Genomic DNA, 26,864 nt, shown 5'->3' on the forward strand with positions numbered 1-26,864 from the left:
CGTCACCACTGGGCCACCTTGCGAACGCATCTGAGTGGCCAGGTGCGGGTGACCACCAGCATGGTCAATGACAAAGGGCAGGTCATTCACATACGACACACGTCCGAGCCGGAACCGGTTCACGTGAAAATTTACAATGCTCTCGGGCTGCCGGTACGACCATTAAGGAGGCTGACCACCATCGAATGAAAAATTTGTAGTGTAGAATTTGAAAACACTCTACAACAAAATCAGTAACTTACACACAAAAGTGACAAACTTGGGCTAAGGGCGGCCCCGTCCGCACCCTGTGCCTCCGCCGCTTCCCCATGTGCCCCCGGAGCAAACCCCTCTCGTCCAGAAACCATCCGTCCTCCCACCGTTGAAGCCACAAAAAGCCCCGGCCGGAATCCCGGCCGGGGCTTACGGGGAGGAACACCGCAATCGTCAATAATATGACAAGGCACCGAGCTGGCCGGCTGTCATCTTTATGACAGCCGGCCAGCTCCGATCAGAAGATCTCGTCCAACATTTTGGCGGCAATCTTGTCCGCCTGGACGGCATAAGACCCGTTTTCCACCATTTGCCGCAACTGATCCACGCGCTCCGTACGAATCTCTTCCCTGTCCATCACGACTTTCTTCGCTTGAGCCATCTCGAGCGCTTCTTTGCTGAGTTCCACCCGATCTTCCACTTGGAGACCGTCCGGCTTGTTGGTCACGACCGGCGGCTTTTCCTGCGAACGGAAGGTGCTTCCTTCCACCGCCTGGTTCGAGCTGTTCACATAAGCTGACAATCGCTTGACGTCCATGGTGTCCGTCCTTCCTTCGGGTATGGATCGATTCGGTCACATCTGCGGCACGCTTTCACGCCTTCTCCATCGGTGGCGCCTCATCCGTCAAGCCCTGTTCCAGGACTTGGGACGTGACCCGGTCCCGGATCAGGCGCCGCCGGGCCTCCTCGGAAATCGAGACGCGCTCCTCGGGTGGTTTTCCGGACCGGTCCGCCCCCCCCACACTGGAGGCGAGACGCGACTTCTGCAGCTGCCGCGTGTAGGTCCTCAGAACCCCTTGAACATGATAATCACTGATGACCATGACTGTCTGTCTCCCTCACCTCTATTATCGGACGACCGGCTCGAAAACTTGAGAAAAACGTTCGACTTTCCTCTTCACCAGGGGCACCGGCCGAACGCCGAAGCCCCTACGCACCTCTTTCCCCACCCTTGGGGGCACCCCCTCGTGGCGGCCGATCAACCATAACACTGGCACGATATCTGCTTCCAACCGTCTGCACGGGCAAGGCGCCGCAAGACCATGACCCTGGACAAGCATGGAGGATTCGTTTTGATGAGCGACATCCGGTCCGAGAAGACCGACGGCCACGGGACCCGGGCCTACTGTCCCCGCTGCATTCATTTTTCCATCACCTGGGACCGGCAGGCCCCCTACGGTTGCCGTGCTTACGGGGTGCGCACGAGCCAGCACCCCAGCCGCAGTGTCTTGGCCGCATCCGGAATCCCCTGCCAGCTCTTCCGCGACAAGCGCACGGGCTGACCATAGCACACCGGGACATCCGAAAACACAGAGGATGATTATGAGCAATCACGCTACGACGCAACCCCCGTCTTTCGCTCACGATCTTGCCGAGGCGGTCCTTCAGGCCGTTCACCAAGTCCTTCCGGAGGCCGGTCCGGAAAGACGGCGGCTGGTGGAAACACTGGCCCAGGACTCCAGGATTCGCACACTCGCTGAACAGGCCTCCGCGGTCGAAACGGAACCCCGGGTGCAATCCCTGAGAAACCAGGTGGAGAGGCTGCGCCGCCAAAAGGATGAGCTGCTCAAGGACACCCTAGAGCTCAAAGACCAGAAGAACCTTATGGAAGAGGCGGCCCGAAACTCCTTGTATCTCCTCCTTTCCTGGGCTCGGCCGATCGCCGGCTCCCAAGAGGTGGAAACGCTCGATGAAATCAAGAAACTTCTCATCTCCGAATCCGACTGGCAGGCCGTGGAGGAGCGGATTCGCACCCTCAAGCGCCTCAGCCCTGCCGAAGCCTCAGCGACCGCCCGGACACGGGGCGGCGTGCAGGACGAAGGGGCTGTCACCGGGCCGCATGTGGAAACGCTGAGACACCAGCTGGGCCGGTTGCTCAGCCAGTTCCACGTGGATTTGGGAGCCCAGTATCTGGAAGAATGGAACCGACTCCGTGAACGACTGCACCAGTGCGATTCCATCGATGCGCTGATCGAGGCGATCCGGGACACCCTGGCCCTGGCGGAACGGTTCTCCGGGGCTCTCAACAGGGAAAGAGCCCAGCTGGCCAAGTTTTTTTCGGACATCGGCCAGGATCTCCTGGAAATGGAGGTTCTGCTCTCATCCGCCGTGAATCTCACCCGGGAAAACTACCAGGCCAGTCAAGACTTCAACACGCTCCTGGACGGGAAGATGGAGGAGATCAGCGCCTCGGTCAATCTCTCGCGGACCTTGGAGGAACTGAAAAGCGCGCTGGAGGCCAAGATGTCGGCCATCAAGCGGTTCTTGAAGGAGAAGCAGAAGGAAGACGAAACCCGCTTCCGGAAAGCGGATGAGAATAGCGAAGTCCTACAGAGCAGCCTTCAAAGGATGAAACAGGAAGTGACCCAGATGGAAGAAAGAACCAGGCGCCTGGAAAAACAGGCCCTGCAGGATGCCCTGACGGGAGTCTACAACCGCCGGGCCTTCGATCTGCGCATCCAGGAGGAAATGTATCGATATCAGCGCTACGGCCAGCACTTCTCCCTGTTGGTCATCGACCTGGATCATTTCAAAAAGGTGAACGACTCGTTCGGCCACACCACCGGTGATCAGTGCCTGAAGGAAGTCACGAGGAGGATGAAGCTGGCCTTGAGGCGATCCGATTGTCTTGCGCGTTATGGTGGGGAGGAGTTCGCCGTCATTCTGCCGGGCACCGACGGCGGGAAAGCCCTGGCGGTTGCCGAGAAACTCAGAAAAATAGTGGAGAAGACCCGCTTTCTCTACAAGGGGAAACAGATCCCTCTGACAGTCAGCATCGGAGTGACCCAGGTGGGCGGATCCGATAAGACCTCCACCGATGTCTTCGAACGGGCCGATCGAGCCCTCTATCGTGCAAAGGCGCAAGGGCGTAACCGAGTGGAGGCCATCCTCGCTTAGCCCGTCGCGGAATTTGCGATTCCCAGGTTCCCGCGAAGCTCGCTCCCGGATCCGGCGGGGAGCGCAAACCCAGACCTTGGCGGAAGTATTGGATTCCCGCCCCCCGTCGAGCCGCTGGAAAGGCTTGACGGGGCGAGCGGGGGCCCCTCTCAGAAGCCGAATTCCGCCAGCAGGGCGTCCACATCGCTCTGAGAGTGGAGCGCCTCTTCCACCTGTTCGTGGGCGGGGCCGTAGAGTTCCTCCCTCGCCTTTTTGGCTTTCTCCACTTTGACCCCGAACTTCGTGATGAGCTGGACCAGTTTCACCTCCAGATCCTCCAGCAACGTGATGATCTTCATGATGATCTGGCCGGTCAGGTCCTGGTAGTCCTGGGCCGTGAGGATCTGGATGAGGTCTTCATGGGACCGCCGAGCCGACTCGGCCAGATGTTCGAGAGCCGATCGGACCTCGGTCAGCCGTTCCCGGGCGTTGTCACCGATGGCGTGCAGGCCGTCCAGTGCCGTCTCCATCTCCTTGAGGCGCGACTGATCCTCTTCGTTCCTTTTCTGGAGCGCCTCCACGTGATCCAGGGTGGTGTTGGCCGCCGTTTCCGTCAATTTGATGATGTGCTCCAGGCGATTGCCCGAATCGGGAATCTTGTCTTCCACCATCTCGCGCAGCGCAGGATCCATGGCACCCACGAAGTCCCGAAGCGAGTCATGGAGCTCTCTGGCCAGGGTCCCGATCTCCTTGTACAAGCCGGGATGGGAGCTTTCCGAGAGCCTGAGCAGGATCTCCTGGGCCCGCTCCACGTTGCCTTCGGACATGCACAGCATGAACTCCTTGATGTCCTCGAGCACCTTTCCCGCTGGCTCCCGCTCTTCAGCCAGGCGGGGGCGGAGAGTGTCCCAGTTGTCGAGCGAGGACTGCGCCGCCAAGAGGTCTTTCCAGCCCTGGCTCTCCGCCGGAACCTCCAGGCAGATGATTTCCTCGCCCGTCTCTGCCACCTTGACCTCCACCTTGGCCCCCAGACGGGCCGCCAAGTTTCGGAGGCGCGCTCTCTCCACTTCCGCACCGCCCGGATCCTGGGCCGGGGTGTCCGGAGCCGGAGAGCCCACCAGCTCGTCGATCAGGGCATCTTCGTCGAGGGCTTCCTCCGCAGACGGTCCTTGGCCCTGGCCGCCTGGGGCTTCGGACGCGTCGTTTGCCGTTTCCAGGATGGACAGGACCTCTTCCACGTTCACCCCGCCGGACTCCCCCTGTCCCTTTTCCGTCCGCATCATGGACTCCATGAGGGCGTTCAGGGCGAAATTGAAAACGGCGCCTTCTTCTCCACGGATGCTCCCGTTGCCACCCAGGACATGCTCATCGAAAAAGGACTCCAGGCGCGCTCCGGCCTGGGACAGATCTTCCATTCCCAGCATGGCCACCGTGGTCGAGAAGGTCTTGAGGGCCTCGCGGCACTGATTCAAGGCATCGGCATCTTCGGCATCGTCGCCCAACGTTACCATTGACTTCTCTGCATCTTTCAGCAACCGGATCAGCTCACGCCACTCTTCTTTGCCTATCGAAACCATTGTCTCCACCTTCTTCGTATGTACTGACAATGCCTTTCACATCCAGAATCAGAGCCACCTTTCCATCGCCCAGGATGGCACCCCCCGAGATGCCCTTCACATGGCGCAGCGCACTGCCGAGACTCTTGATGACCACCTCCTGGCGTCCAATGATCTCGTCGGCCAACAGGCAATACGATTTCTGATCCTCGTTGACCACCAGGATGAGAGCGTCCCAGGGATTGCGGAAGCGCGGCTCCACATGGAACAGCTCGTGGAGTCGTATGAGGGGCATGAGCTGGTTGCGCACCTTGATCATCTCCTGGGAGCCCTGGACCGTGAGGTAGGCGTCCTTGGAGGGCCGCAGGGATTCCCTGAGCGCTACGGTGGGCACGACATACCGTTCCGTACCGACGCAGATGACCATGCCGTCGATAATGGCCATGGTCAGGGGCAGCTTGAGCTCAAAGCGTGTTCCATGCCCGGGCACGCTGGAGACCTCCAGCTTGCCACGCAGTTCCTCGACGCTGCGTCGCACCACGTCCATCCCGACCCCGCGCCCGGAGACGTCCGTCACTTCATCTTTGGTGGAAAAGCCCGGATGGAAGATGAGCTCGTAGATGGCGCGCTCTTCCAGGTTGTCCTCGGGCGAGATCAGCCCTTTGGCGATGGCCTTCTCCCGGATTCTTTCCGCATCGAGCCCTTTGCCGTCGTCCTGAAGCTCGATGAGGATGTTTCCGCCCTTCTGGTCGGCCGTCAGGTAGATGGTTCCCTGAGGGTCTTTGCCTACCCGTTCCCGTTCATCGGGGGACTCGATCCCGTGGTCGATGGCATTGCGGACCATGTGGACCAGGGGTTCGTAGATTTCCTCGACCATGTTCCGATCGATTTCGGTCTCCTCGCCGCGCATCTCCAGGCGCACGTTCTTGCCCGACTTGCGCGACAGATCCCGCACGAGTCGTATGAGCTTCTGAAAGGTGCTTTTGATGGGCACCATGCGCAGGGACATGGAAATCCGTTGGAGTTCAGCGGTGATCCTTCGCAACTGGACGGAGTCTTTCTGGAACTTCTGATCCTTGATCGCCTGGACACCGGGATTCTGCAGCACCATGGACTGGGCGATCACCAGCTCCCCGACCATATCCACCAGGTTATCCAGCTTCTGGGTGTCGACACGCACCGACGCCGCGCCTTCCTTGATCCGGCGCTGTTCCCGCAGAGCGCCGGCCACGTCCAGAGCCGAGGCCGCCCCCTGCTCCACCAGGGCTTCGCCGATCTTCTTTCCGGTTTCCCGCGCACTCCGGGCGGCGGTCTCCACCCGGTCGGGGTCCGCGACCCCCTTTTCCACCAAAATTTCCCCGACCTTGGGAACCTTCTCCCGTTCTCTGGGGCGCTCCTCCCGGGGGTCGAAACTCCGTAATCTCTTGAGGAAAGCCCCCACCAGATTGGCCGAAAGTTCCGCCCGGCCGTCGCCCAGGGCCGCCTCCAGCTCGCTCAAGAGAACCTTGAGGATGTCCACGGCATGGAGGACGATATCGATCACCCCTTCCGTGACATCAATGGCCCCCGAGCGCGCCTCGTCCAGAAGATTTTCCACTTCATGGCTCAGCTCGTGGATGCTCTTGAGATTGAGAAAGCCGGCCACTCCCTTGATGCTGTGGAAGGGGCGAAACACCGCATTGATGGCTTCCCGGTCCCGAGGATCGGCTTCCAGGGAAATCATGTTGAGCTCGATGGAAGCAAGGTGTTCCTTGGCCTCTTCGATGAAGTCCCGGATGAGTTCCGGATCTTCCAGATGAACTTTTTCCGGCTCCCTTTCTTCCGGCATCTCTTCCCCAGGCCCTGGGACGCCCCCGGGGGACTCCCCGGCGGGCGGCTCCTCCCCTTGCGGTGGGAGGTCCTTGCCTCGCTCATGGTCGGGGGCAACTCCCCCCTCCGCCAATTGCCGCAACAGGGACTGAATCTGGAGCCAGTCGGCCTCCGGATCCTTGCTCTCCTCCAGGATGATTCGATTGAAAAGGCCCTTGATGGTCGCTATGGGACCGTGCCACGACTCCGGCAAACCCTGATCGCCCTGCTCCAGCTCCTCCAGGATATTCAGGCATTCGCCTATGCCCATCAGATCGTCCGGTCCGGCGACAACCCCGTTGGCCAATCGATCGAGGAGGCTCCGGGCTATGTGCAAAGAGTTTTCACTACCAGCCATTTTCGGCTCCACCGTTAGTCTTGAGGCAAGATTTTTTCCAGCTTTTCCGCCAGCACGGCCGCGGTGAAGGGCTTGACGATGTAGTTGCTCACCTTCGCCTTGACCGCCTCCACCACGTTTTCCTTCTGGGCCTCCGCCGTCACCATGAGGAACGGCAAGTGCTTGGTCTTATCGTTGGCGCGGACCCACTTGAGCAACTCCAAGCCCGTCATCTTGGGCATGTTCCAGTCCGAAACGATCAGGTCCACCTCCTGGGACTCCAGGATCTTCACCGCCGCGGCGCCGTTTTCCGCCTCGTAGATCTCCTTGAAATCCAGCTCCCTGAGGATGTTCTTGACGATGCGCCGCATCGTAGCAAAATCGTCCACAACCAAGACTTTCATGTCCTTGTATGCCACGAGTCCACTCCTTCCAGTCGTACGTTGACAATATCGAGAGGCGGTGGTGGGGATCCGCAGGCATCGAGCAGGCCTCAGGCCACGGTTTGCTCAGCCGTTCCCCCCTCCAGGACCTTCCAAAGGGTCTCCGGGATGGCATCAAGCGGCACCACAAACTCCGCCGCCCCCATCTTGATGGCCTCCTTGGGCATGCCGAAAACGACGCAGGAGGCTTCGTCCTGTGCGATGGTGCGCGCACCGGCCTTGCGCATTTCCAAAAGCCCCTTGGCCCCGTCCCGGCCCATGCCCGTCATGATCACACCCACCGCATTGGCGCCGGCATAACGGGCCACGGAATGGAACAAGACGTCCACCGCCGGTCTTTGATGGCACACCAGAGGACCGTCCTTTATCTCCACGAAGTATCGGGCGCCGCTTCGTTTGAAGACCATGTGCAGGTTTCCGGGGGCGATGAGAGCCAAGCCCGGCCGCACCGTATCGCCGTCCTGAGCCTCACGCACCTCTATCTGGCAACACCCGTCCAGGCGCTTGGCGAAGGCGGTTGTGAATTTGGGAGGCATGTGCTGTACCACCACGATCCCGGGGCTGTTGGGAGGCATCTGCATGAGCACGTACTTGAGGGCCTCCGTGCCGCCGGTGGATGCGCCGAGGGCAATGATCTTGTGGGTGGTTCGGGTCAGGGCCAGCGAAGGCCGGGGGCTGGGACTGTCTCCGGCTTGAGCCGCGGGAGGGACACGCCGGGAGGCGAAGTCCTTGGCTCGTGCGGCGGCCCGGATCTTTTCCACCAGTTGGACGCTCATGTCCCCCACGGTATAGGATCCCCCGGGCTTGGCCAGCACCTCCACCGCGCCGTATTCCAACGCCTCCAGCGCCATTTCGCTGTTCTTGGGTGTAAGGGAACTGACGATGATGGCCGGCGTGGGGTGATATTTCATGAGTTTCTTGAGAAACGTCAGCCCGTCCATGCGGGGCATTTCCACGTCGAGCGTGATGACGTCCGGCCTGAGCTTGGCGATCTTGTCCCGGGCCACATAGGGATCGGGCGCCGTGCCCACCACCTGGATGTCCGGATGCTTCCCCAGTTCCTGGGTGAAAATCTTTCTCACAATGGCGGAGTCGTCCACCACCAGTACGCGGATGGGATTCATGTGATCGTCTCCAAACACCGAAGTGCCACTGAGTGTCGCTCCCGAAGACCCGCCATCGACGCCCCCTCCTCATCCAGGGGGTGTCACGAGGGGCGGGCGGTCGCCGGAAGATCCCGTCAGGGACCGGTCGGGTCCACGGCCGCAAACCCCACCGGCTCGCCGTAGGAGAACATCTGGGAGGCGTTGTCGGTACCGGAAACGGGGCACTCCACCGGTCCGGCATCGGGAAGCCCCAAGCGCCAGGCATCGGGGCCCAACTGGTTGATCCAGCTCCCGGCCACCATGTTGGCCAGTTCGCCCATGGCGTCCTTGACATCCTCCGGTCGAACTTCCTGGGCATCCAGGGCCAGGAGGTTCCCCGCCAGCTCCTTGGCGAAACCGGATCTCAGCCAAAGGGCCAGCGTCACGGCCTGGTTCCCATCGGCTCGATTGACTTCAATCCGCGCGCGCCACCCCTCGAACGCCTCCGCGCCCGGGGTGACGTCACGAAAGGAAACCTCCGTAAAGTACATGGTCTCCAACACCTCAGAAATCGCAGCCTTCATCGCTTCCAGCCAGTTCCCATTCATCCTCGACTCCTAGTATTTTCATCACGAGAGAGCGCACATCCTCAGGTTGGAACGGCTTTCGCAAGTACCCCTTGGCTCCCAAAGCCATGGCTTCCTCCAGCCGCTGCTCGTTGCTCTCCGTCGTTACGAGCACCACCGGCACATCACGGAAGTCCTCGTGGCCCGCCAACGTCCGCAGGAATTCGATGCCATCCATTTCCGGCATGTGGACATCGCTCAGGATCAGATCCACCCAGGACTCCCCGAGCCGCTCCAGGGCCTCCCGACCGTTTCCCGCCTCCAATATCTCCCCCAACTCCAAGCCTGAAATCTTGAGCACCTTTTTGATGACGTTGCGCATGGACTTGGAGTCATCAACGATCAACACGTTGTAGGCCATACCGCCCCCTTCCTTGTATCCTACAGCTCGAATTCCCCGTGCCCGGACACCTTCAGAACGACCCGGCCGGTCTCAAGCTCCAGGCGCACGGTGCGATTCACGTTGCCCCCCACATGTTCGGCCGCAATCAGTATGTTGTTTTTCCAGAAGATTTTACGAAGCATCATGTAATTTTTCTTGCCGATATTGAAGACGCCGTTTTCGTCCAGAATCTGGGCGCCCCCCACCACCTTGACGATTAGGCTCTTTTTCGTCGCCCCGAACTTATAGCTTTCTTTGAAGAGCATGGGAATGCCCGTATCGGCGAACATGGCTGGCTTGGTCCGCGCCTTTAAGGGATCCGTTGATGACTCGGGAAGCATGTAGTGCAGCATGCCCCCCACTTTCACCTTCGGGTCGTAGATGACCACGGCGATGCAAGATCCCAAGGAATAGGTGATGATGGTGTCTTCGGGTCGATTACTCACGGCCATGTCCGCTACGCCGACAACCACTCTGTTCATGGACTCTCTCTCATGTCTTGGGGGAAGCCGCCTGCTTCCTACTTCTGATAGACCGCCGGTTTGATGTACTTGAGGGGGTGATCGAGGCCGGTCAGACTTTCCGAATGGCCCACAAAGAAATACCCCCCGGAAACCAGATACTCCGCCATCTTCTTGATCAACATCTCCTGGGTCTTCTTGTCGAAATAAATCATCACGTTGCGGCAGAAGATCACGTCGAAGGGCCCCCGAAAGGGGTATGGGTCCTTCAGGTTCAATCGGCGAAAAGCGATCACTTTCCTCAGCTGCGGCGCCACCTCGTAGAGCTTCTCACCCGCTCCCCCCCTTCTCAGGATGAAGTACCGACTGCGCAGGGCCGGAGGCACGTTCTGGAGTTTGGCCTTGTCGTAAATCCCTCTCTGGGCGGTCTGGAGCACACGGGTGGAGATGTCGGTTGCCAGGATGCGAAAATCCCATCGGTCGGGCTGATCCAGATTTTCCAGGACGCTCATGGCGATCGTATAGGGTTCTTCCCCGGTGGAACATCCGGCGCTCCAGATCCGGATTCGGGAGGAACCCTGCTCCCGGCTCCTGCGCACCATTTCGGGCAAAGCCCTGGTGACGAGAAAATCAAAGTGCTTGGGTTCCCTGAAGAAGTACGTGAGATTGGTGGAAACGGCGTCGAAGAAGCGGATGAGCTCATCCCGCCCGTCTTCAGACAGGATGTACTTGTAGTACTCCTTGGGCGACGCCATGCCGGTGGCTCGCAGGCGCTTGGCCAGCCGGGCTTCCAGGAGCGACTTTTTCCCCTCATGGAGGTTGATGCCGCATTCCTCGTAGACGAGTGCACTGAATTGCTGGAACAACCGCTCCGAAAGGCGTTCCACGTAAGCATCCCTCCGGGATCTCGAGGATCCCCACCATCATTTTGTGTGCGGATACAGGGGGGACTGGCTCCCCTGCCTTTTCCCATGAGGAAAATCGGATATTCGAGAGGCTGACTTTAGGAAAAATTGGACCGAGCGCCTGAGAAAAGGGGAGCAAGGAATGGTCTAGGGGTTTTGGGCAGGCGATGGCGGAGGCTGCGGTTTGGGGTCGTCGCCCCGTTGGGGATTCAGATCAATCCAAAGATGGCGGAGCATTTCCAAAGACCACTCGGCCTTCTTCCTTTCTTCACGAAGGTGCTCTTCGGCCCCGGGTGGCCCTTGAGGCAGTGTCTTGTGGATTATGCTCTCCTGGCCCTCGATCACATCGGCCCAGCAAACGGAGGGCCCTCCCCACTGGACGCCTCCGGCGATCTCCTTCTCCCGCCGCCCGCCCAAGGGCGCCATTGATGCAAAGACAAAGACCGTCAACAGACAGAAGGCCCGCACGGCGGGCCCCTTCCCGACTTTCATCAGCGTACCATCCCGATTCAGGCCCCCAGGTAGTCCCCTCGGCCCCACTTGATGGATTCCACATAGGCCACCACCCGCGCTTCCTCGGCGATCCGGCGAAGGGGGTGATCCGGAGCCAGTTCCTGCGCCGCCTTCCAGGCCTCCTCGGCGGAGGCCCCCAGGTCTTCAAGCCTGCGCCCCACGTCCTTCAAACGCGCGGCGTTCCCGGACAGCTGCTCCACGAGGCCTTCAAGCCCCTCCAAAACTCTTTGGATTCTGTCCTCCGCGGACCGCTCCCCCGGGGCTTTCGGATCCGAGCAGAGCAGGTCGGCAGGGCCCGCAACAGACGGCGGCTCGATTCCCGAAGCCGTCTTCCCATCCGTTTCCCGGTCCAGCTCCTGGGCCAGGATTCGACCGAACGCCCCCGCCTCATCGAGGGGCGCCGATTCCGTCTTTCTTGGTTCTTGCCCGACGGACACATTGGAGTGCGGTCCGCTCACTTTCATCTTCCGGTCCCTCCTGCATATTCGGGTAGCGCCTCACTTTTGAATCGAGGCAAATAGTTTGCCAACCTCTCAGCTCCTTGGAATCCTTGCCGCAGCCGGTGCGCACCCACCCGTCCCGGGAAGAATTTACCCCCTGGTGCGGCAGAATGTTCCGGGCACAGGCAGCAGCAAAAGGGCGCGGGTTCCCGTTCCCTTCGCTTCCAGCCTTGATTCCGCCCCGTAAGGAGCCAGAAGGTGCCGGACGATGGAAAGCCCCAGCCCCAGGTGTTTCCGGTCCGCCTCGCACTCCACGACCTCGGCCGGCCACCGGGTGACAAACGGATTGAACAGTTCCTCGGCGGACATCTCATCGGGCAGGCCGCAGCCGCTGTCCTCCACACGGACCGCCACGCCCTCCCGGGTCACCTCGGACGCCAACACGATTTCCTTGGCGGGAGCCGTTCGAAGAGCGGTCAGGGCATTTTGAATGAGATGATGGAGAGCCGGGATCAGATGGCGCCCCAGAACGCGCAACAGAGGCACATGCGGTGCGAGCTCCATTCGTAATGCAACCTGATGCTTAAAGAAGAGGTCGGCCTTGTAGACCCGTCCCAGCTTCTCCAGGATGAGGTTCACATCGATCTCCGATTCGTTCGCCTCGATCTCGTGCAGGGTCATGAAATCGCGGAGCATCTCGGAAAAGACCTGGACCTGATCCAGAAGCCGGCCCACACGTCCTTTCTGGGAATCGAGCAGGCGCGACAAATCGGCGGGGTCCGGGATCGGAAGCACTCTCACGAGCTCGTCGATCCGGGAATGATTCCTTTCCATCAATTCCAGGAGCATGGAGATGTTCTGCAGGGGGCCGTTGATATTGTGGATGAGGCCGCGCACGAGCCGCCCCATATGAGCCGGCCGGTCCAGCTCCGCAAAGGCCTGGAACAGGTGTTCCATGTTGAATCCGGAATCCATCGTCTAATTCTCTTTGCAGGAATGGGCCCGTCTTGGGAGATCTCGGCCCGAAGGATCCCCGCCCCGCGCCTCGCCGGCCCTTTCCTTCCATTTGCGCTGCAGCTGGAAAACAAGACGAATGATCGACTGGCGGTCCGCCTCGTCAATCTCCACAAACTGCACGCCCACCACATGAGCCGCAGGATCCCCGGATTCCGCCGCAGGCTCGATCCAGCAGATCTTTCCCACGGCATAGATGGGCCTGGGGTCCCCCACCTGCGGCAGCAGGCACAACTCCAGGTGGCTGCCCACCGAATGCAGGGACACCGTGGCGAAGGAAAGTCCCCCGCCGCTGATGTCCACGACCCGCCCCTGGTACGCATAGCTGGGGCGCAGACCGCTTTGTTTTTCCAAATACCCGAGCAGCCGATCCATCTTGGACTCAAGGCGCACCAGGGTTTCCATCACCTCCCGTGCAAACGGATCATCCGTGTCCGTCTCGTGGAGGCCGGCGGACTCGCCCCTCGGCCCGAAGCCCAGAAAAAAGGGAGGCTCCTGGTCCTGCGGAAGCTCATTGTACAGGACAGCCAACTCCGGAATCCGGACCCTCAGATACTCACGGTTGTTCACCTCTTCCATTTTGAATCCTTCTCCATCACCGCCAAAAAGGCTTGCACCACGTGGGGGTCAAATTGCTTGCCGCTGTTTTCCCGAATCTCCGAAACAGCCTTCTCCAGCGGCAGCGAATCCCGATAAGCCCGCCTCGAAGTCATGGCATCGAAGGCATCCGCCACGGCGACGATTCGCGCCAAAAGCGGAATATCCTCCCCGGACAGTCCGTCGGGATACCCCCGCCCATCCCATCGTTCGTGATGATGGCGGATGATGGCCCGCTCCTCAAAGCCAAGGCCCAGATCCTTGATGATCGACTCTCCTATCACGGGGTGCCTCTTGACGATCTCATACTCGTCCGCAGTGAGGCTGGACGGCTTGTTCAGGATCTCATCCGGCATCCCGATCTTGCCGATGTCGTGGAGGTAGCCCACCGTCTTGAGAATATCAATTTGCGTGCCATTCACGGCCATCTCGCGGGCCAATCGCACCGCCCAGTGGGTCACCCGCTCGGAATGCTTTCCCGTATACGGGTCCTTGGCCTCCAGGGCGCTCACAAGGGACCTCAAGATCCCATAGAAGTTGGTGATGAGGCTCTCGTAAAGCGCCATATTCTCCACGGCGAGGGCCGCCTTGGTCATGAGAAAATCCACGAGGGCGCTGTGGCCTTCCCCGGCCCTCTCGTCCGCCGGGACCTGGAAAATCCCCAGGAAACCGAACAGCTCCCCTCGAATCCACATGGGCCACAGGCTGCAGGGTTCCTCGAGAAGTCGGCACAGGGAAGAGACCCCCTTCACTCGGCTTTCTCCCGGGGCTGCCGGTGCCGTCTCGGACACCCCGAAGCCCTGTGCGTCTTCGCTGATGCCCGTCGCCGCAAAGGAGCTCAGGGGAGCCCTCACAGGTGTCCTGCCCTTTTGCAGGCACCGTGTGAGGATCTCATGGTCCACGGGGAAAGTTCTGGGCAGACCGCCGTTGTCGAAACCCAGCCCGGAGATCATGGCAACTCTTTTGAGATCAGGCAGATAAACGAAGAAACCCACTCGACGGCACAGGGTCAGGGACGAGGCCAACTCCACGATGGAGGCATAGAGGTCGTCGCTGGATCGAATCTCATCAATGACGCGCGAGACATGGAAAAGTTTCTCCTTCTCCTCGATGCGCTGCTGCAGCTGGCGATTCACATGCCTCAGTTGCTCTTGTGCCTGGCACTCCAGCTTCAGGCTCAGGTTCTCAAGCAGGAGGTTTCTCTCCTTGAAAACCCGCTCCAGGGCCAAGGCAAGATCCCGCATGGTGAAGGGCTTGGTGAGAAAGTCCGAAGCGCCCAAGCGCATGGCCCGTATGGTGGACTCCATGGTTGGATACCCGCTCATCATGATCACGGGCAGGGTCCGGTCCTTCTGCTTGAGGCGCTCCAGCAGCTCCACACCGTCCATATCGGGCAGGTTCAGATCAATGAAAGCACAGTCGAAACCATGGGCATCCAGCGCCAGCAGAGCGTCCGCTCCCTTGGGGAAGACCCGAACCTCTTCATGGCCCAATTGCTCCAAATAGTCCCGCAGGACGTCCCCAAGCAACGTATCGTCTTCGATTATGAGGATGTTCATCTTTCCGCCGCTGTCACCTGTCGCAGGACCAGCTTTTTCAGTCGCTCAAACTCCGCCTCGTCGATCACCTTTTCCCGACGCAGGTCCTTCAGGCGCTCCAACTCCGAGAGGACATGTCCCATCCTGGACAGGCCGCCTTCCAGGAGTTCCACGGGCAAGGGCTGGCGGCCCATCACCAGGAAGCGCTCATAACCCGGGGTCTCACCGCTCGTTCCAGATCCGGGTTCGTGGTCTTCCGTTCCCGTCGTCCGCTTCGACTCCAGCTCCCGGAGCCGGTGGTAGGCCTTCTCCAGTTCAGCCAGAAGAATCGCCCGCTCTCGCATGCTGCGAACCTTGTCGATGGCATTGCGGGTGGCCACCGCCACCTCATCGATACGGAAGGGCTTTTGGATGTAGTCGTAGGCTCCTTGCCGGATGGCTTCCACGGCCGATTCCAAGCTACCGTAACCGGTGATGATGATGGTGAGCACGTTCGGGAGATGCCGGCGGGCCTGCCTGAGGAGGGTCAGCCCGTCCATGCCGGGCATGTTGAGATCGGTGATCAGGATATCAAAGGGCTCAGCGCGAATGAGCTCCAGGGCTTCCTCTCCGGTGGAGGCCAACGAAAGGTCGGTCCCCTCGTCCTCGATGGCATCCCGCAGGATATCCCGGTACACATCATCATCATCGACAATCAAAATTTTGACAGGCAAAGCCTCCACTGGATCCATCCCGCTTTCCGTTGATGGGGCCCCTAGACCTTGCCGTTAAGGAGCACCCCTGTCAGCTCTTCCAGCTTCTCCCGAAGTTCCAACAACTCCTCGGGGGGTATCTGGCGGATCACCTCGCCGGTTTCCTTGTTCACGACCGAAACCACCATGTCCCCCGTTTCCTCGTGGAGCCTGAAGCTGAGTTTAATGTTAAGATCTTGAAGGTAGTTTTGCACGTCTCCGACAAGCCCTTCCAGCTCCTCCCGGTCCGTACCGTTGAGGCCTTGCGAAGGTCGCTCCATATCCTCTCGTTTCAATTGAAGCTTCTGGGAGCTCCCTCCTCCCTCAACGGGCTTGATGAGGTCGCTCTTCCGCCACTTTGGGTCTTCCCTGACCCAGTGCTCCGTCACCACCGACTGGATGCCATCCACCCTCGTTTCCATGACGTCCACCTCCTTCTATCGGTCGAGGTTCAAACACCCCCGCCGCTTTGCTTCCCTGTCCGACAAGAGCTCTGCAAACTGACGGGCCAGGGCATGAGTGAGCCTCTGATAAGAAGCGGCCCCGCCTCCCGGGATCACGTTCCAGAAAAGATCCAGATCCCGTCGGGGCTTCGACAAGGCGCTCTGTTCCATCCACCACAGGACGCTCCCCGTGCGCATGTCCTTCACCCATACGTGGACATCCACATGTTCGCTGAGGGCCCCCGAGCCCGCAACAAACCGCTCCACCTTGCCTCGAACCAGCAAGTCCACCCCGTCAGGGACGGATGACCCCGCCGGCCCGCCTCCTTCGGCCAGCACCATCACCTGCCCGAACGTTCCCTCGGCGGCCAAGATGGCCGTATAGACGTGCGCCATCTCCAGGGCCGCCCTTTCCATCCCTTTCGGAACCTCAAAGGCCGCCACGGCGGCCCGCCGATGCCTGTGCGGGGCGGGACATTGCCACGCAATCACGCGAGGAGCGGCGAGTTCCACGGAACCGGACCTGGAGGTTGTGGACACCGAGGCACACCCACCGCAGGCGGCCACAACCAGAAACGGGACCCAAACCAGGCACCTTGCAACTCCAAACACCCTCGCCTCCCCAACAAACCAACTCGTGATCCTAATTACCGCCATACAAGGAGAAAAGCCTGCAACTCTATAATCGGAGCCCGCAGGCAATCCCATGAAGGATTTATTTCGGCAGGCCGGGAAGCCGGCGGCAAAGCCGCCTCCTTAGGGCGATCCGGAAAAGTTCACCCGCGGGACGATGGGAAACCGGTTGTGGTGGGCCCCAACTGCCGGAGCCGAGCTGTAGCGGAAAGGATGATCGAACGGCCGCCATTCTGGAGGGGGGACGAGCGTTGGGGACCGTCTGCAAGTCGCCACGGGAATCGGGCAAGAAAGGGAAGGTACGGGCCTCCGGTCCATCTACCCGTTCCGCGGCGCGGATTCTCAAGCGAAAAGGCTCAGTGACTCAAAGAGCTTCTGATAGCTCAGCGGCTTGGAAAGAACAAGATCCACTCCCTTGTCGCTCAGATCTTGTTCCTCGTATTGGGCCCCCCATCCGGTCACCAGGATGACCGGGAGTGAGTCTTTCGAGGCTTTGGCCGCCTTGGCCACGTCCCAGCCGCTCACCTCGGGCATGCCCAGATCCGTCAGGACCAGGTCAAAGGCGGCAGTCTCCAGGTAACTCAAGGCGCGCCTCGGATCATGAGTGGCGGTGACCCGATGCCCCATGAGGCGCAGCATGTCGCGCAGCAGCTCCAGAATCTCCTTTTCGTCATCCACAACCAGAAGGCTTTTGCCCGTGGTCTTCAGCCGCAGCCCCAGGCTCCGGTCGCAGCCCGGACCCTCTTCGTCGGCGGCAGGAAGCTTGATCGTAAAGGTCGTGCCCCTGCCCGGTTCGCTCGTCACCAACATCTCCCCACCGGTACGGAGGATAAGACTGCGGCACACACTCAATCCAAGGCCCGAATTCCCCACGCCCTTGGTGGAAAAGAAAGGATCGAAGATGCGGTCCCGGGTTTCCGCATCCATTCCCACCCCCGTATCCGAGACCTCCAGGACCGCCCGGTCGGCCTGCCGGTAGGCCCTGAAAGAGAGCCGCCCGCCTTGAGGCATGGCGTCCACGGCATTGAAAACCAGGTTGGTCAGCACCTCCCGAAGATCGGCCGGATGGATGGCTCCCAGGATGCCGTCTTCCAAGTCCATGCGGATCTCTATCGTGTGTCCCGCCCTTTCCACGGTGTTCTTCCAACGCGGTCGGGTCAGCTCGATGACGTCGATGACGGCGCACCGCAAATCCGTCTTTTGCTCGCCCCGGCCGTGGTCGCTTTCCTTTTCCGTAAACTTCTGCAGGCGGCGAACGATATGGGCTCCATCGCCGACCGCCTGTTCAATGCTTCGCAGCCTTCGCTCGGCGCCGCGTCCGCCCGCCGTGATCTCCTGGGCCAGCAGCTGTGTGTTTCCCAGGATGGACATCAAAATATTGTTGAAGTCATGGGCCACCCCGCCCGCCATGGTCCCCAAGGCGGCCAGTTTCTCCGTCCGAACAAGCTGCCGGGAGAAAGCCTTTTTCTCGGAAATATCCTCGACGATCAATATGTATCTGACGGACGGATGGCGGAGCTGAGAGATGTCGGCCAGGAAGACATCGGCGGAAAACCCGGCCATCCCCCCTCCGCCCATGTCAAGGTCGGAGAGCCGGGCCGATCCGTCCCTGTCGGCCCGCGACTTCAGCGCCTCGAAATCTCTCGGCCGGGAGAAGAGGATCTCGGGACTTTGCCCCAGGAGCTCCGCGGAGCGCACATCGAGCAGCCTGGCCATCCTCTGGTTGACCCGCAAGATCCGTCCGTCGTCGGCCAGAAAGCACATGCCTTGGGGCACCAGGGCCATGATCGTGCCCATCAGGTTCTCCGCCGCCAGTGAGGCTCCCGTCTCCCTGCGCAGAACCCGCTCCCTCTCCTCCAGCGCCTTTCCAAGCTCCTCCCTATCCATCTCCAGCTGATGTATCGTGTTCCGATCGGCCAAGATCCCCGTCACCAGGCCGGCAAATATCTCCCAGTGGCGCCGCTGGTCCCTGGAAAACGATCCGCCTTCCGCATCCACAAGCACCGCGCCCCCCCAGTCCGCCAAAGGAAACCCCACAAGGCTCCAAAGGCGTGACCCCAGACCGTCCCCCGGCCCCTGGAGGGAACCCGCCAAGGGAACCTCCTCCATGAATTGCACGCGATTCAACTGCACCACCCTTCGTGCAAATTCATATAAGGCGGTCCCGGGCTCCAGGAGAAGGTCTTCCGGCCCGTCTATATTTTCCGGACGGGAACGGAAGCCGAAGCTTGACAACAGCCTCGGAACACCCGCATCCCTTTCGGCACCGAAGACCGCGCACAGCCTGAAGCGCGTTTCCTCAACCAAGATACGGGCCAACCTTTCCGAAAAATCAGACGAGGAGATCAAGGTCCTGTCCAGTCCGCTCAAGCGATGGAGAACTTCAAGCAGTGACGCCAGCTCTTCGTACCGACGCCTCAGGCTTGACATCTCCACCCGAAGGATCTCGCTGCCGGCTCGGTTCACCCTACCCTCCTTGCAAGTCCCTGTCCGTCAGGCGGTCACCAACCTATTTCCAGAAGCTCTTTATCTCAAGGCTTCAATGCAACGTCAGTCCCTTCGTGACCGAAATACATTTTCAACACGTCATTCATGCAATACAAGTAGATTTCGTAATCTAGCCTGTTAAATATTTGTGTCAAGAAATCGATCATGTAAACATTGAAGACTACAGGGCCCGAAATCCCCCGGAAAGTCCCGCAGGCGCGATCGGCAGGGGGGACTCCGCTTTTTGCTCATCCATTTCCACCCGCCTGCCGATAAAGGATATGAGGGACTATGGCACCCCAGAAGGCCACGGCCCCGGCCGACACCAACCCCAACGGTGATGGAGGGCACCATGATCGCAAAAGGCGCGGCTCCGGTAGGATTTCTGCTGATCCTTGCCGTCCTGGTCCAGGGACTTTTCACGGCACCGCCTTGCGCGGCTCAGGGACACCGGTTCTTGAACGGCAGAGTGGAAGCCCTGGAACCCCAAACCCTGGTCATCGACGGGAACGAGTTTCCCATCCATCCCCACTGCCAAGTGTTCATCCAGTCTCGAGTCTCGGGAGCCATTCAGGAAGACCCCGGGGAGATCAAGGATCTTCGCGTGCGGGATCAGGTGACCATTCGAATCAATCCGGAAGGATCCGTCGACCAGATCCTCATTGAACGGTATCATTGAAAACCCATCCTGCAACCCGCGACTCCTTGCTTTGGGAGGCCTGTCATGAAAGCACGTGCGTATCCCCTCATCCTTGCCCTGTGTCTGCTTGCGACTTTCCATGGGGGAGTCGGCCTCGCCGGCGAGTGCGATCCGCCGCCCTTCATCTCCGCCGGGGCCTCCCCCATGGTCATGATGGTCATGGAACGGGATCATAAGCTCTATTACGAGGCCTACAACGACGCCCAAGACCTGGACGGAGACGGCCTGCTGGATGTGGGGTACAAACACTCCATCGACTACTACGGCTATTTCGACCCTTACAAGTGCTACACCTACAGCACCACCGGGCAGGACAAGTTCATCCCCACCCGCTATTCGGCCACCAAGTACTGCGGCGGCAGCGGCGAATGGAGCGGCAATTTTCTCAACTGGCTGTCCATGTCCCGGATGGATGTTCTGAAACGGGTGCTCTACGGGGGCCAGAGATCTTCGGACAGCTCCAGCGAGACGGTTTTGGAAGGCGTCTATATCCCCCAGGATTCCCACAGTTGGGGGAAGGAGTACGCGGGCAGCGACACCCGTCAGCTCACACCTTTCGACCCGCCCTCTTCCGGCCGTCGCCATCTGTTTTGCGTCACAAGCCTGGGCTCCGGCCAGCCCCACGTGATCCGCGTCGCCCGCAACGACACCCACCGAGTCTGGGAATGGGCCACCACGGAACGCGCGGTGTGCAGTGGACCCGAAACTCCCTGGGGATACCGCCAGGGGCCGGTGGGCACACGGAACGACATCCTGGACTACACCGTAAGGGTCCAGGTCTGCAGCACCGATTGGGACAAGGGCCTGGAGCAGGACTACTGTAAGCTTTACCCCGGCGGCGGTACCACCCCGAAGCCCGTGGGCCTCCTTCAAAAATACGGCGAGGGAGACGGTTCCAAGGTCTGTTCCAAGACCTACAAACCCTGCCAGGCGGACAACGACTGCGGGACCGGCGAAGGGCTCTGCGTCTTCCAGAGTCCCCTCTACATGGGACTGCTGACCGGATCCTACGAGAAGAACCTGAGCGGTGGCGTTCTGAGAAAGAACATCTGGACGGTGATGGATGAGATCAATTCCCAGTCGGGAAGCTTCCAGAGTTCGGAAAACGTGCAGGGGAACATCATCCTCACCCTGGACCGCATGCGCCCGGTCGGATTTCGATATTCCGATTATTCCTATCAGGCCAGCGACGGAGGCACGTGCGGCTGGATCACCGCAAGGGCCCTCCAGGAAGGCGAATGCCGGATGTGGGGAAACCCCGTGGGCGAAATGATGTACGAGGCCCTTCGCTTCATCACCGGCAAGGGCTCCCCCACAAGCGCCTTTACCTACAGCGGCAACGACGACGCCGGACTCGATCTCTCCAAACCGGACTGGTTCATCAAGAAAGGGAACCAGAACCTGGTGCCCTTCGACCTGTTTCCCGATTGTTCCAAGCCGAACCTGCTTGTTCTCAGCGACATCAACCCCAGCTACGACTCGGACCAGCTTCCCGGCAGCGCCTTCGGATCCTTCACCGGCGATCTGGCCGGCCTCAACGTGAGCAGCCTGGCGAACGTTATCGGAACCGCCGAGGGGCTCAGCAGCGGCAACTTCTTCGTGGGCCAGAGCGGCAGCGTGTATGACTTCATCTGCACAGCGAAAAACATCACCAATCTGAGCTCCATTCGGGGGCTGTGCCCCGAAGAACCCACCAAGCAGGGAAGCTTCTATTCCGCCGCTGTGGCCTATTACGGCAAATCCCAGATCACCGCCCAGGAAGGCATTCCCGATGTCACCACCTATGCGGTGGCCATGTCCTCACCGATCCCCGACATCAACGTGAAGGTGGGGAACAACTATGTACGTCTCGTTCCCATCGGCAAATCGGTCAGCGGAAGCCACGGCACGAAGGGCGCCTGCGCCGACAAGTGCACCGTCACCCGGGACACCGACGGGCTGCACATCACCAACTGCACCTCCACCGCCTATTGCCCCTCCAACCAGATCGTCGATTTCTACGTGGACACCGTCACCTATGACGCCGGCGGGAACCTGACCTACGCCAAGTTCCGAGTGAATTTCGAGGACGTGGAGCAGGGCGCCGACCATGACATGGACGCCATCGTGATCTACGAGATAGAGCCTGTGGGCTCGTCCCAGGTGAAAGTCAAACTCACGTCCGAGTACGCCGCCGGATCCATCGACCAGGTCCTCGGATTCATCGTCTCGGGGACCACCGCCGACGGCGTTTACCTGCCGGTAAGAGACAAGGATGCCACAAGCGACGGCGACACGCCGTCCACGGTGGGTAACCTCCCGTTGGTCTGGGAAAAGACCTTCACCGTTTCCGGCAACCCGGCGGGAACCCTTAAAAACCCCTTGTGGTTCGCCGCCAAGTGGGGAGGTTTCGACGACATCAACGGCAACGATATTCCGGACCTTCAGAATGAGTGGGACAAGGACGGCGACGGAGTCCCGGACAACTACTTCTTTGTGGCCAACCCGCTGGAACTGGAACAGAAGCTGGAAAAGGCCATGGTGGCCATCCTTTCCAAGGCGGGCAGTGCCGGAGCCGTGGCCACGGTGACCCAGGAGGTTTTGGGGCAGGACCTGGTCATCCGGGGAGCCTTCACCACCTACGAACAAGACGCCAGCACCTACGCGTGGAAGGGACACCTGGAGGCCTATTGGCCCTATGAAGGCTGTGCGGCCATGACCAGTATGGGCCAGAGCGTGTGCGAATCCTACGCGGGGTGCGAATGGTTCGCCGGCCAGTGCATGGGCTCCCTCTACAGCTTCCAAAAGACAGAAAACCTGGAAAAGTTCTGTTCGGACCCCGGCTTTTCCGACGGGAACTGCTGGGATGCGGGGAAAATCCTTTCCACCGCCTCCCCTGGCTCCCGGTGCCTGTTTACATCGCTCAGCGGCACCATGACCAAGCTCGATGACGGCACCTCCACATGCAGCCGCCCGTTCTACACTTCCCTGGCGACCAACACGGCGTCCATTCGATCGGCCCTGGCCAACAATCTGGACTTCGACGGAGATGCGGACACCGACAACGACGACGCCGACGCCTTGATCCGATGGATCCGGGGCCACTGGGACAACTCCTGGGAAGGGACGGCCCGGGATCGCGACGGGTGGTCCTTGGGAGACATCGTTTACTCCACTCCCGTGGTGGTGGGGCCCCCGTCGGTCAGCTCCGTGGATCCCAACCTGGCCGGATCCTGTTCGGACTGCACGAGCAGCTGCGGGGCCACCTCCTTTTACTGTTACCGGGAGGCCCAGAAAACCCGGAAAAAGGTCGTCTACGTGGGCGCCAATGACGGGATGCTCCATGCCTTCGTCGTCGGTGTCTGGTGGGCCGACTCCAGCCCCAATACCGACTCGGACGGCGACGGCGAGGCGGACGAAAGCCATTGGATCTACAACCCCGATGAGCCGGACAGCGAATGCGACGGCGCCACGTGCACCGGTAAGGACCAGGTGGGCAAGGAGCTGTGGGCCTACGTGCCCAGCAATCTCCTGCCAGAACTCAAGGAACTGGCACGGGCGGACTATGGACACCAAACGGGATGCGCCCACCGAACCATGGTGGATCTGTCGCCCATCGCCTGGGAGGTCTTTATCGACCATGACGGCGACGGGGACCGGGAATGGCGCACCGTCCTTCTGGGTGGAGAAAGGGGAGGAGGGGACGTCTATTTCGCCCTGGACGTCACCGACCCGGACAATCCCAAAGTCTTGTGGGAATATTCCATCCTCCGGAACATGGTGCTGAAGCTCACCGGCGGTTCCGGCACCACCGATGCCACGCCGTTTCTGGACAAGACCGTCTACGATCAGGCGCGCACCTTGCCGGTCTCATGGACCATCCCCTACGTGGGCTACCTGAACGTTCCCAGCGGCGTCTGCTTCGACACCAACACCCGGGTTGAGCCCCTGCAGGCGGGGAGCCCCGGCGTTTCCACGGCCTGCCGGGGCGCCGGCGCCCTGAGCGGCTGGTTCGCCATCCTCGGCGCCACCCCCAGGATCTTCCAGCCCGATGTGGAACTGCCGGCTTCGCTGTCCTCGGCGGAAAAGACCGCTCTGCTCAAACCCTACCTGGTGGCCTTGGACATCGAAAAAGGCATCAACATCTTTCAACACCTGTGGCCCACGATCGTCCACCAGTGGTCCTCCCAGTGGCCGACGGTGACTTCGGGGGCCAACACCATCCCCTATGCATTGGGGGACCCCCTGGTGCTGGACATCTGGAACGCCAACGGCACCGTCGGAAGTGACGGGGTCCTGGACCACATCTATTTCGGAGACCTGAACGGAAATTTCTACGGGCTGAAATTCAACCTGGACTCCTCATCCCCCGGAATCAAAATGGAGGTGTGGAAGACCAAGCCGGCCTCCGGGACCAACCTCTACCGATCGTCCCGTCAGCCCATCACCGTCATGCCGGTGGCGACCCTGGATCCCGACAAGTACCTGCGGATTTTCTTCGGCACGGGCAAGTTCGACAACGTCATCGGGGGCCAGGACGACCGCACGGACACGGCCACCATGTCCTTCTATGGATTGAAGAATAGCACCGTGCGCCCCACCGCCTTTTCCGGGGGGATCACGGTGGACGGCCTGGCCGTGAGCGCCGACTTCCAGTGCGGTTCCTCGTCCTTCGAATCCGGCTGCCAGTGGGTGGAAAGCGACGGTTCACCGGATTGCTGCGAGAGCACATGTTCCGGGGCCTGCTGGACCTGCGTCCAGGATCTTTTCGTCCCGGGAGAGCGGGTGGTGGACTCGGCCCTCATCGCCGGCGGGGTGGTCTTCTTCACCAGTTTCGTCCCGAAGGACGATCCCTGTGCGGCCGGCGGGGACGCCTACCTCTACGCCGTGGATTACCAGTGCGGGGCTTTGTCCACCGACCCCTTCAGCACCTCCGGCTTCACGCAGGTGAGCACCACCACGGCGAACCTGGGGGCCGGGCAATACACCACCGTGAAGGACGGCACGCAGGTGAAGGCGTACGTTTTGAAAATCGGGGAGGGCATGCCGAGCCGGCCCGTCATGGACTCTTCCGGCCAGTACATCTTCATCCAGACAAGCAACGGGCGCATCCACCGGCTGCGCGTCAATCTTCCGGACCCGGTGGAACGCATGGGCTGGAAACAGCAATAGGAAAAGTATAAGCTCGACAACAAGCTCGATTTCCGAAGGCGGCTCAAGACCGGGCCATGGATCGGCCGGCGGAGCCGCCTTCACCCCTTCCACCCACCTTTCGGAAAAGGAGATCTTTCATGGACGCAACGAACCGTATCGCCCTCCTCGTTGTACTGGCGGGCCTGTTGCTCACTTTCGCACCCAATCCCGTCCCGGCATCCGATTCCCCTTGCCCGGACAGGACCACCCTCCAACAGGGAGCGGAAAAGATATTCCCCCAAGGGACGATCATCCAGGAGATTTCCCCCGGCCCCGTCCCGGGGCTGTGCCAGGTGCAGGTCCTCTTCCAGGGACAGAAAAGGATCTTCTATTCGGACAGATCGGGAAAGTACTTCATCCTCGGTCAGGTCATCGACGTGGAGGCCAGGGCCAACCTCACCCGAACGGCGACGGAAGAGGCGAACCGCCTGACGCCCGAGGAACTGGACAGGCTGAAGGGCTGGACGGCCTTCGAGAGCGGCACCGGATCCAATTACGTCTATATCGTGACGGACCCCCAGTGCCCCTATTGCCGACAGGCCGAAGAGCGCCTGGAGGAGCTGGGCAGGCAGGGGCGCATGCGTGCGCGCTATATCCTCTTTCCCCTGCCGTCTCACAAGGGAGCGCGCGAACAGTGCATTGCACTCCTATGCGACAAGAAGGGCCTGGAAGAATTCAAGCAGGGCTACTCGTCGGGAAACCAATGCGCGGAAGGGGCCGGCACGGTGGATGAAACCGCCGCGTTTCTCAGATCCAAAGGGATCTCGGGAACCCCCACCTACATCTTTCCGGACGGAACCTTTCATTCGGGATTGATGGGCAACGACGAGCTGGTGACCCGAGTAGAGAGGGCCATGGAACGAAGCGCAAGCGGCAGGTAATCCAGGGATCCTGCCGGGAAACGACCGGTCCCGTCTTCCCACGTCCGTTCGCCGTCCCCGCGGCAGCGGGAGTCGGGCTTCAGCAAGTCATGGACCCCGCGGCAGCGGGAATGCCGGTCTGCGGATCTTCCGGATACGCTCCGAGGACCTTGCCTGAAGACCCCAGGGACGACCGCTTTTCGCGTAGCGGAGCCCTCCAGGGCTGCGGAAGATCTCCCGCACGTCGGATGGGCTACCGGCCATGGTGCCTGTTATGTCAATGGGCTGCAACGGCCTATTTCCTCGGGGCTGAAGCCCCGCAGCTACGAAGAGGACGAATATTCCCGGCCTGGTAGGTCGGAGATCCATTATCGGACACGCTTGGAGGGGATCTTCCTGGCGGGTGACTTCTTCTTACCGGGAGCGGACCTGGCCGATCTTTCGGATGAAGCTCACCACACGGGACTGGGCGTCTCCGCCCCGCTGATCCGGAAGCGGCTGCACCCCCTGGCCCCGGGCCAGGTAGTAGTAGCCGCGGAACTTATTGATGTCCCAGCCGGGAACCGTCCTTGCGTCCAAAAAGGTGATCTGGGGCGTGAGTGTACCCGGGCCCGTTCCCAGGCTCTGGTCGGGTTGCATGTAGGGGATCTGGGCGGGGGTGACATCCTGGTTCGGCGTGAGATCCCTGAGGATCTCCTCGTTGGAGCGTTCCGTAAGGCACCGCCAACTGAGCTGCAAGGCCCCTTCCGCCAGGTTGAACGTCACGTCGTGGCGCTCCACGGACTGGGTGATCCGGTAGGTGCTGCCGCTCTGGACCACGAGCCACACCCCCAGGAGGCTCAAAAGAGCCACCATGCAGATGGCCAGCACCATGGCCATGCCCTCCTCAGCCCATGTCGCCCCTCCGTACCGGCTCTGCCGAGTCCGTGGCTCTCTTGTCTCCATGTGGCCCTTCCTCTTTCCA

Annotated in this window: 25 protein-coding genes; 6 read left to right on the forward strand and 19 right to left on the reverse strand. The window is 60.7% G+C overall.

Going from position 1 to position 26,864, the window contains the following annotated elements; translation table 11 throughout:
* The coding region (locus tag BUB04_RS19365; RefSeq protein WP_218588440.1) for a hypothetical protein at nucleotides 1-189 on the forward strand (189 nt) is incomplete at its 5' end.
* 301 nt (nucleotides 190-490) lie between these two features.
* Here BUB04_RS19365 and flgM read toward each other — a convergent pair.
* Together flgM and BUB04_RS11835 are read right to left on the reverse strand one after the other, a co-directional pair.
* Entirely contained in the window at nucleotides 491-790 is a 300-nt protein-coding gene (flgM, locus tag BUB04_RS11830) for a flagellar biosynthesis anti-sigma factor FlgM (RefSeq protein WP_073039752.1), read from the reverse strand.
* A gap of 55 nt (nucleotides 791-845) precedes the next feature.
* Complete coding sequence (locus tag BUB04_RS11835; RefSeq protein WP_073039754.1) at nucleotides 846-1,076, reverse strand: DVU0524 family FlgM-associated protein; 231 nt, start codon at nucleotides 1,074-1,076, stop codon at nucleotides 846-848.
* A gap of 219 nt (nucleotides 1,077-1,295) precedes the next feature.
* On the opposite strand from BUB04_RS11835, the gene BUB04_RS11840 reads away from it, so the two are divergent.
* Nucleotides 1,296-1,535 carry a hypothetical protein gene (locus BUB04_RS11840; protein ID WP_218588441.1) on the forward strand — a complete coding sequence of 80 codons (240 nt, stop codon included), beginning with the start codon at nucleotides 1,296-1,298 and terminating at the stop codon, nucleotides 1,533-1,535.
* 40 nt (nucleotides 1,536-1,575) lie between these two features.
* Nucleotides 1,576-3,150 carry a sensor domain-containing diguanylate cyclase gene (locus BUB04_RS11845; protein WP_073039757.1) on the forward strand — a complete coding sequence of 525 codons (1,575 nt, stop codon included), beginning with the start codon at nucleotides 1,576-1,578 and terminating at the stop codon, nucleotides 3,148-3,150.
* Between the two features lie 149 nt (nucleotides 3,151-3,299).
* Here the strand turns inward: BUB04_RS11845 and BUB04_RS11850 are convergent, their stop codons facing one another.
* The 16 genes from BUB04_RS11850 to BUB04_RS11935 all read right to left on the reverse strand — a co-directional run bounded on the left by BUB04_RS11850 (nucleotide 3,300) and on the right by BUB04_RS11935 (nucleotide 19,147).
* Complete coding sequence (locus tag BUB04_RS11850) at nucleotides 3,300-4,640, reverse strand: protein phosphatase CheZ (RefSeq protein ID WP_073039759.1); 1,341 nt, start codon at nucleotides 4,638-4,640, stop codon at nucleotides 3,300-3,302.
* Between the two features lie 34 nt (nucleotides 4,641-4,674).
* On the reverse strand, nucleotides 4,675-6,891 hold the full coding sequence (locus BUB04_RS11855) for a chemotaxis protein CheA (RefSeq protein ID WP_084076445.1): 2,217 nt from the start codon (nucleotides 6,889-6,891) through the stop codon (nucleotides 4,675-4,677).
* A 14-nt stretch (nucleotides 6,892-6,905) separates the two neighbouring features.
* Nucleotides 6,906-7,274 carry a response regulator gene (locus BUB04_RS11865; RefSeq protein ID WP_073039871.1) on the reverse strand — a complete coding sequence of 123 codons (369 nt, stop codon included), beginning with the start codon at nucleotides 7,272-7,274 and terminating at the stop codon, nucleotides 6,906-6,908.
* Between the two features lie 89 nt (nucleotides 7,275-7,363).
* Entirely contained in the window at nucleotides 7,364-8,437 is a 1,074-nt protein-coding gene (locus tag BUB04_RS11870) for a protein-glutamate methylesterase/protein-glutamine glutaminase (RefSeq protein ID WP_073039765.1), read from the reverse strand.
* A 116-nt stretch (nucleotides 8,438-8,553) separates the two neighbouring features.
* Nucleotides 8,554-9,006 carry a chemotaxis protein CheX gene (locus BUB04_RS11875; protein WP_084076446.1) on the reverse strand — a complete coding sequence of 151 codons (453 nt, stop codon included), beginning with the start codon at nucleotides 9,004-9,006 and terminating at the stop codon, nucleotides 8,554-8,556.
* Nucleotides 8,963-9,385, reverse strand: coding sequence for a response regulator (locus BUB04_RS11880; RefSeq protein WP_073039769.1), 423 nt, complete (start codon nucleotides 9,383-9,385; stop codon nucleotides 8,963-8,965). The genes BUB04_RS11875 and BUB04_RS11880 overlap by 44 nt, the downstream gene beginning before the upstream one ends.
* Nucleotides 9,386-9,405: 20 nt before the next feature.
* Complete coding sequence (locus tag BUB04_RS11885) at nucleotides 9,406-9,888, reverse strand: chemotaxis protein CheD (protein WP_073039771.1); 483 nt, start codon at nucleotides 9,886-9,888, stop codon at nucleotides 9,406-9,408.
* A gap of 38 nt (nucleotides 9,889-9,926) precedes the next feature.
* Nucleotides 9,927-10,754 (reverse strand): CheR family methyltransferase, encoded by an 828-nt coding sequence (locus BUB04_RS11890; RefSeq protein ID WP_073039773.1) that lies wholly within the window; start codon nucleotides 10,752-10,754, stop codon nucleotides 9,927-9,929.
* Between the two features lie 527 nt (nucleotides 10,755-11,281).
* Nucleotides 11,282-11,749 carry a hypothetical protein gene (locus BUB04_RS11900; protein ID WP_073039777.1) on the reverse strand — a complete coding sequence of 156 codons (468 nt, stop codon included), beginning with the start codon at nucleotides 11,747-11,749 and terminating at the stop codon, nucleotides 11,282-11,284.
* Between the two features lie 126 nt (nucleotides 11,750-11,875).
* Complete coding sequence (locus BUB04_RS11905; RefSeq protein ID WP_073039779.1) at nucleotides 11,876-12,700, reverse strand: sensor histidine kinase; 825 nt, start codon at nucleotides 12,698-12,700, stop codon at nucleotides 11,876-11,878.
* Nucleotides 12,701-12,703: 3 nt separating this feature from the next.
* A complete protein-coding gene (locus BUB04_RS11910; protein ID WP_073039781.1) occupies nucleotides 12,704-13,318 on the reverse strand; it encodes a PilZ domain-containing protein in 615 nt (204 codons plus the stop codon).
* Nucleotides 13,306-14,895 carry an HD domain-containing phosphohydrolase gene (locus tag BUB04_RS11915; RefSeq protein WP_073039783.1) on the reverse strand — a complete coding sequence of 530 codons (1,590 nt, stop codon included), beginning with the start codon at nucleotides 14,893-14,895 and terminating at the stop codon, nucleotides 13,306-13,308. The genes BUB04_RS11910 and BUB04_RS11915 overlap by 13 nt, the downstream gene beginning before the upstream one ends.
* Nucleotides 14,892-15,605 (reverse strand): response regulator, encoded by a 714-nt coding sequence (locus BUB04_RS11920; RefSeq protein ID WP_073039785.1) that lies wholly within the window; start codon nucleotides 15,603-15,605, stop codon nucleotides 14,892-14,894. The genes BUB04_RS11915 and BUB04_RS11920 overlap by 4 nt, the downstream gene beginning before the upstream one ends.
* Before the next feature lie 23 nt (nucleotides 15,606-15,628).
* On the reverse strand, nucleotides 15,629-16,027 hold the full coding sequence (locus tag BUB04_RS11925) for a flagellar protein FlaG (RefSeq protein ID WP_073039787.1): 399 nt from the start codon (nucleotides 16,025-16,027) through the stop codon (nucleotides 15,629-15,631).
* A 15-nt stretch (nucleotides 16,028-16,042) separates the two neighbouring features.
* Nucleotides 16,043-16,492, reverse strand: a complete 450-nt coding sequence (locus tag BUB04_RS11930) for a hypothetical protein (protein ID WP_143156463.1) — start codon at nucleotides 16,490-16,492, stop codon at nucleotides 16,043-16,045.
* Nucleotides 16,493-17,023: 531 nt separating this feature from the next.
* A complete protein-coding gene (locus BUB04_RS11935) occupies nucleotides 17,024-19,147 on the reverse strand; it encodes a PAS domain-containing hybrid sensor histidine kinase/response regulator (RefSeq protein WP_073039791.1) in 2,124 nt (707 codons plus the stop codon).
* 373 nt (nucleotides 19,148-19,520) lie between these two features.
* On the opposite strand from BUB04_RS11935, the gene BUB04_RS11940 reads away from it, so the two are divergent.
* From BUB04_RS11940 to BUB04_RS11950, 3 genes are all read left to right on the forward strand, one after another.
* Nucleotides 19,521-19,847: a hypothetical protein gene (locus BUB04_RS11940; RefSeq protein ID WP_073039793.1), complete on the forward strand. Its 327-nt coding sequence runs from the start codon at nucleotides 19,521-19,523 to the stop codon at nucleotides 19,845-19,847.
* A 45-nt stretch (nucleotides 19,848-19,892) separates the two neighbouring features.
* Nucleotides 19,893-25,019 (forward strand): pilus assembly protein, encoded by a 5,127-nt coding sequence (locus tag BUB04_RS11945; RefSeq protein WP_073039795.1) that lies wholly within the window; start codon nucleotides 19,893-19,895, stop codon nucleotides 25,017-25,019.
* Nucleotides 25,020-25,138: 119 nt separating this feature from the next.
* Nucleotides 25,139-25,921, forward strand: coding sequence for a DsbC family protein (locus tag BUB04_RS11950; protein ID WP_073039797.1), 783 nt, complete (start codon nucleotides 25,139-25,141; stop codon nucleotides 25,919-25,921).
* Between the two features lie 393 nt (nucleotides 25,922-26,314).
* On the opposite strand, the gene BUB04_RS11955 is transcribed toward BUB04_RS11950, so the two are convergent.
* The gene (locus BUB04_RS11955; RefSeq protein ID WP_143156464.1) at nucleotides 26,315-26,845 is read right to left on the reverse strand and encodes a hypothetical protein; all 531 of its coding nucleotides are present in this window, start codon (nucleotides 26,843-26,845) and stop codon (nucleotides 26,315-26,317) included.
* Between the last annotated feature and the right edge of the window lie 19 nt (nucleotides 26,846-26,864).

Source organism: Desulfacinum infernum DSM 9756 (genome assembly GCF_900129305.1).
GTDB lineage: Bacteria > Desulfobacterota > Syntrophobacteria > Syntrophobacterales > DSM-9756 > Desulfacinum > Desulfacinum infernum.

What these genes read in the sequence shown, in the direction of transcription:
- BUB04_RS11950 (WP_073039797.1), top strand. Translation starts at nt 25,139, where the DNA reads ATGGACGCAACGAACCGTATCGCCCTCCTCGTTGTACTGGCGGGCCTG.
- flgM (WP_073039752.1), bottom strand. Translation starts at nt 790, where the DNA reads ATGGACGTCAAGCGATTGTCAGCTTATGTGAACAGCTCGAACCAGGCG.
- BUB04_RS11915 (WP_073039783.1), bottom strand. Translation starts at nt 14,895, where the DNA reads ATGAACATCCTCATAATCGAAGACGATACGTTGCTTGGGGACGTCCTG.
- BUB04_RS11870 (WP_073039765.1), bottom strand. Translation starts at nt 8,437, where the DNA reads ATGAATCCCATCCGCGTACTGGTGGTGGACGACTCCGCCATTGTGAGA.
- BUB04_RS11920 (WP_073039785.1), bottom strand. Translation starts at nt 15,605, where the DNA reads ATGGATCCAGTGGAGGCTTTGCCTGTCAAAATTTTGATTGTCGATGAT.
- BUB04_RS11855 (WP_084076445.1), bottom strand. Translation starts at nt 6,891, where the DNA reads ATGGCTGGTAGTGAAAACTCTTTGCACATAGCCCGGAGCCTCCTCGAT.
- BUB04_RS11885 (WP_073039771.1), bottom strand. Translation starts at nt 9,888, where the DNA reads ATGAACAGAGTGGTTGTCGGCGTAGCGGACATGGCCGTGAGTAATCGA.
- BUB04_RS11840 (WP_218588441.1), top strand. Translation starts at nt 1,296, where the DNA reads ATGACCCTGGACAAGCATGGAGGATTCGTTTTGATGAGCGACATCCGG.
- BUB04_RS11955 (WP_143156464.1), bottom strand. Translation starts at nt 26,845, where the DNA reads ATGGAGACAAGAGAGCCACGGACTCGGCAGAGCCGGTACGGAGGGGCG.
- BUB04_RS11940 (WP_073039793.1), top strand. Translation starts at nt 19,521, where the DNA reads ATGATCGCAAAAGGCGCGGCTCCGGTAGGATTTCTGCTGATCCTTGCC.
- BUB04_RS11945 (WP_073039795.1), top strand. Translation starts at nt 19,893, where the DNA reads ATGAAAGCACGTGCGTATCCCCTCATCCTTGCCCTGTGTCTGCTTGCG.
- BUB04_RS11845 (WP_073039757.1), top strand. Translation starts at nt 1,576, where the DNA reads ATGAGCAATCACGCTACGACGCAACCCCCGTCTTTCGCTCACGATCTT.
- BUB04_RS11835 (WP_073039754.1), bottom strand. Translation starts at nt 1,076, where the DNA reads ATGGTCATCAGTGATTATCATGTTCAAGGGGTTCTGAGGACCTACACG.
- BUB04_RS11925 (WP_073039787.1), bottom strand. Translation starts at nt 16,027, where the DNA reads ATGGAAACGAGGGTGGATGGCATCCAGTCGGTGGTGACGGAGCACTGG.
- BUB04_RS11910 (WP_073039781.1), bottom strand. Translation starts at nt 13,318, where the DNA reads ATGGAAGAGGTGAACAACCGTGAGTATCTGAGGGTCCGGATTCCGGAG.
- BUB04_RS11880 (WP_073039769.1), bottom strand. Translation starts at nt 9,385, where the DNA reads ATGGCCTACAACGTGTTGATCGTTGATGACTCCAAGTCCATGCGCAAC.
- BUB04_RS11905 (WP_073039779.1), bottom strand. Translation starts at nt 12,700, where the DNA reads ATGGATTCCGGATTCAACATGGAACACCTGTTCCAGGCCTTTGCGGAG.
- BUB04_RS11875 (WP_084076446.1), bottom strand. Translation starts at nt 9,006, where the DNA reads ATGAATGGGAACTGGCTGGAAGCGATGAAGGCTGCGATTTCTGAGGTG.
- BUB04_RS11865 (WP_073039871.1), bottom strand. Translation starts at nt 7,274, where the DNA reads ATGAAAGTCTTGGTTGTGGACGATTTTGCTACGATGCGGCGCATCGTC.
- BUB04_RS11900 (WP_073039777.1), bottom strand. Translation starts at nt 11,749, where the DNA reads ATGAAAGTGAGCGGACCGCACTCCAATGTGTCCGTCGGGCAAGAACCA.
- BUB04_RS11850 (WP_073039759.1), bottom strand. Translation starts at nt 4,640, where the DNA reads ATGGTAACGTTGGGCGACGATGCCGAAGATGCCGATGCCTTGAATCAG.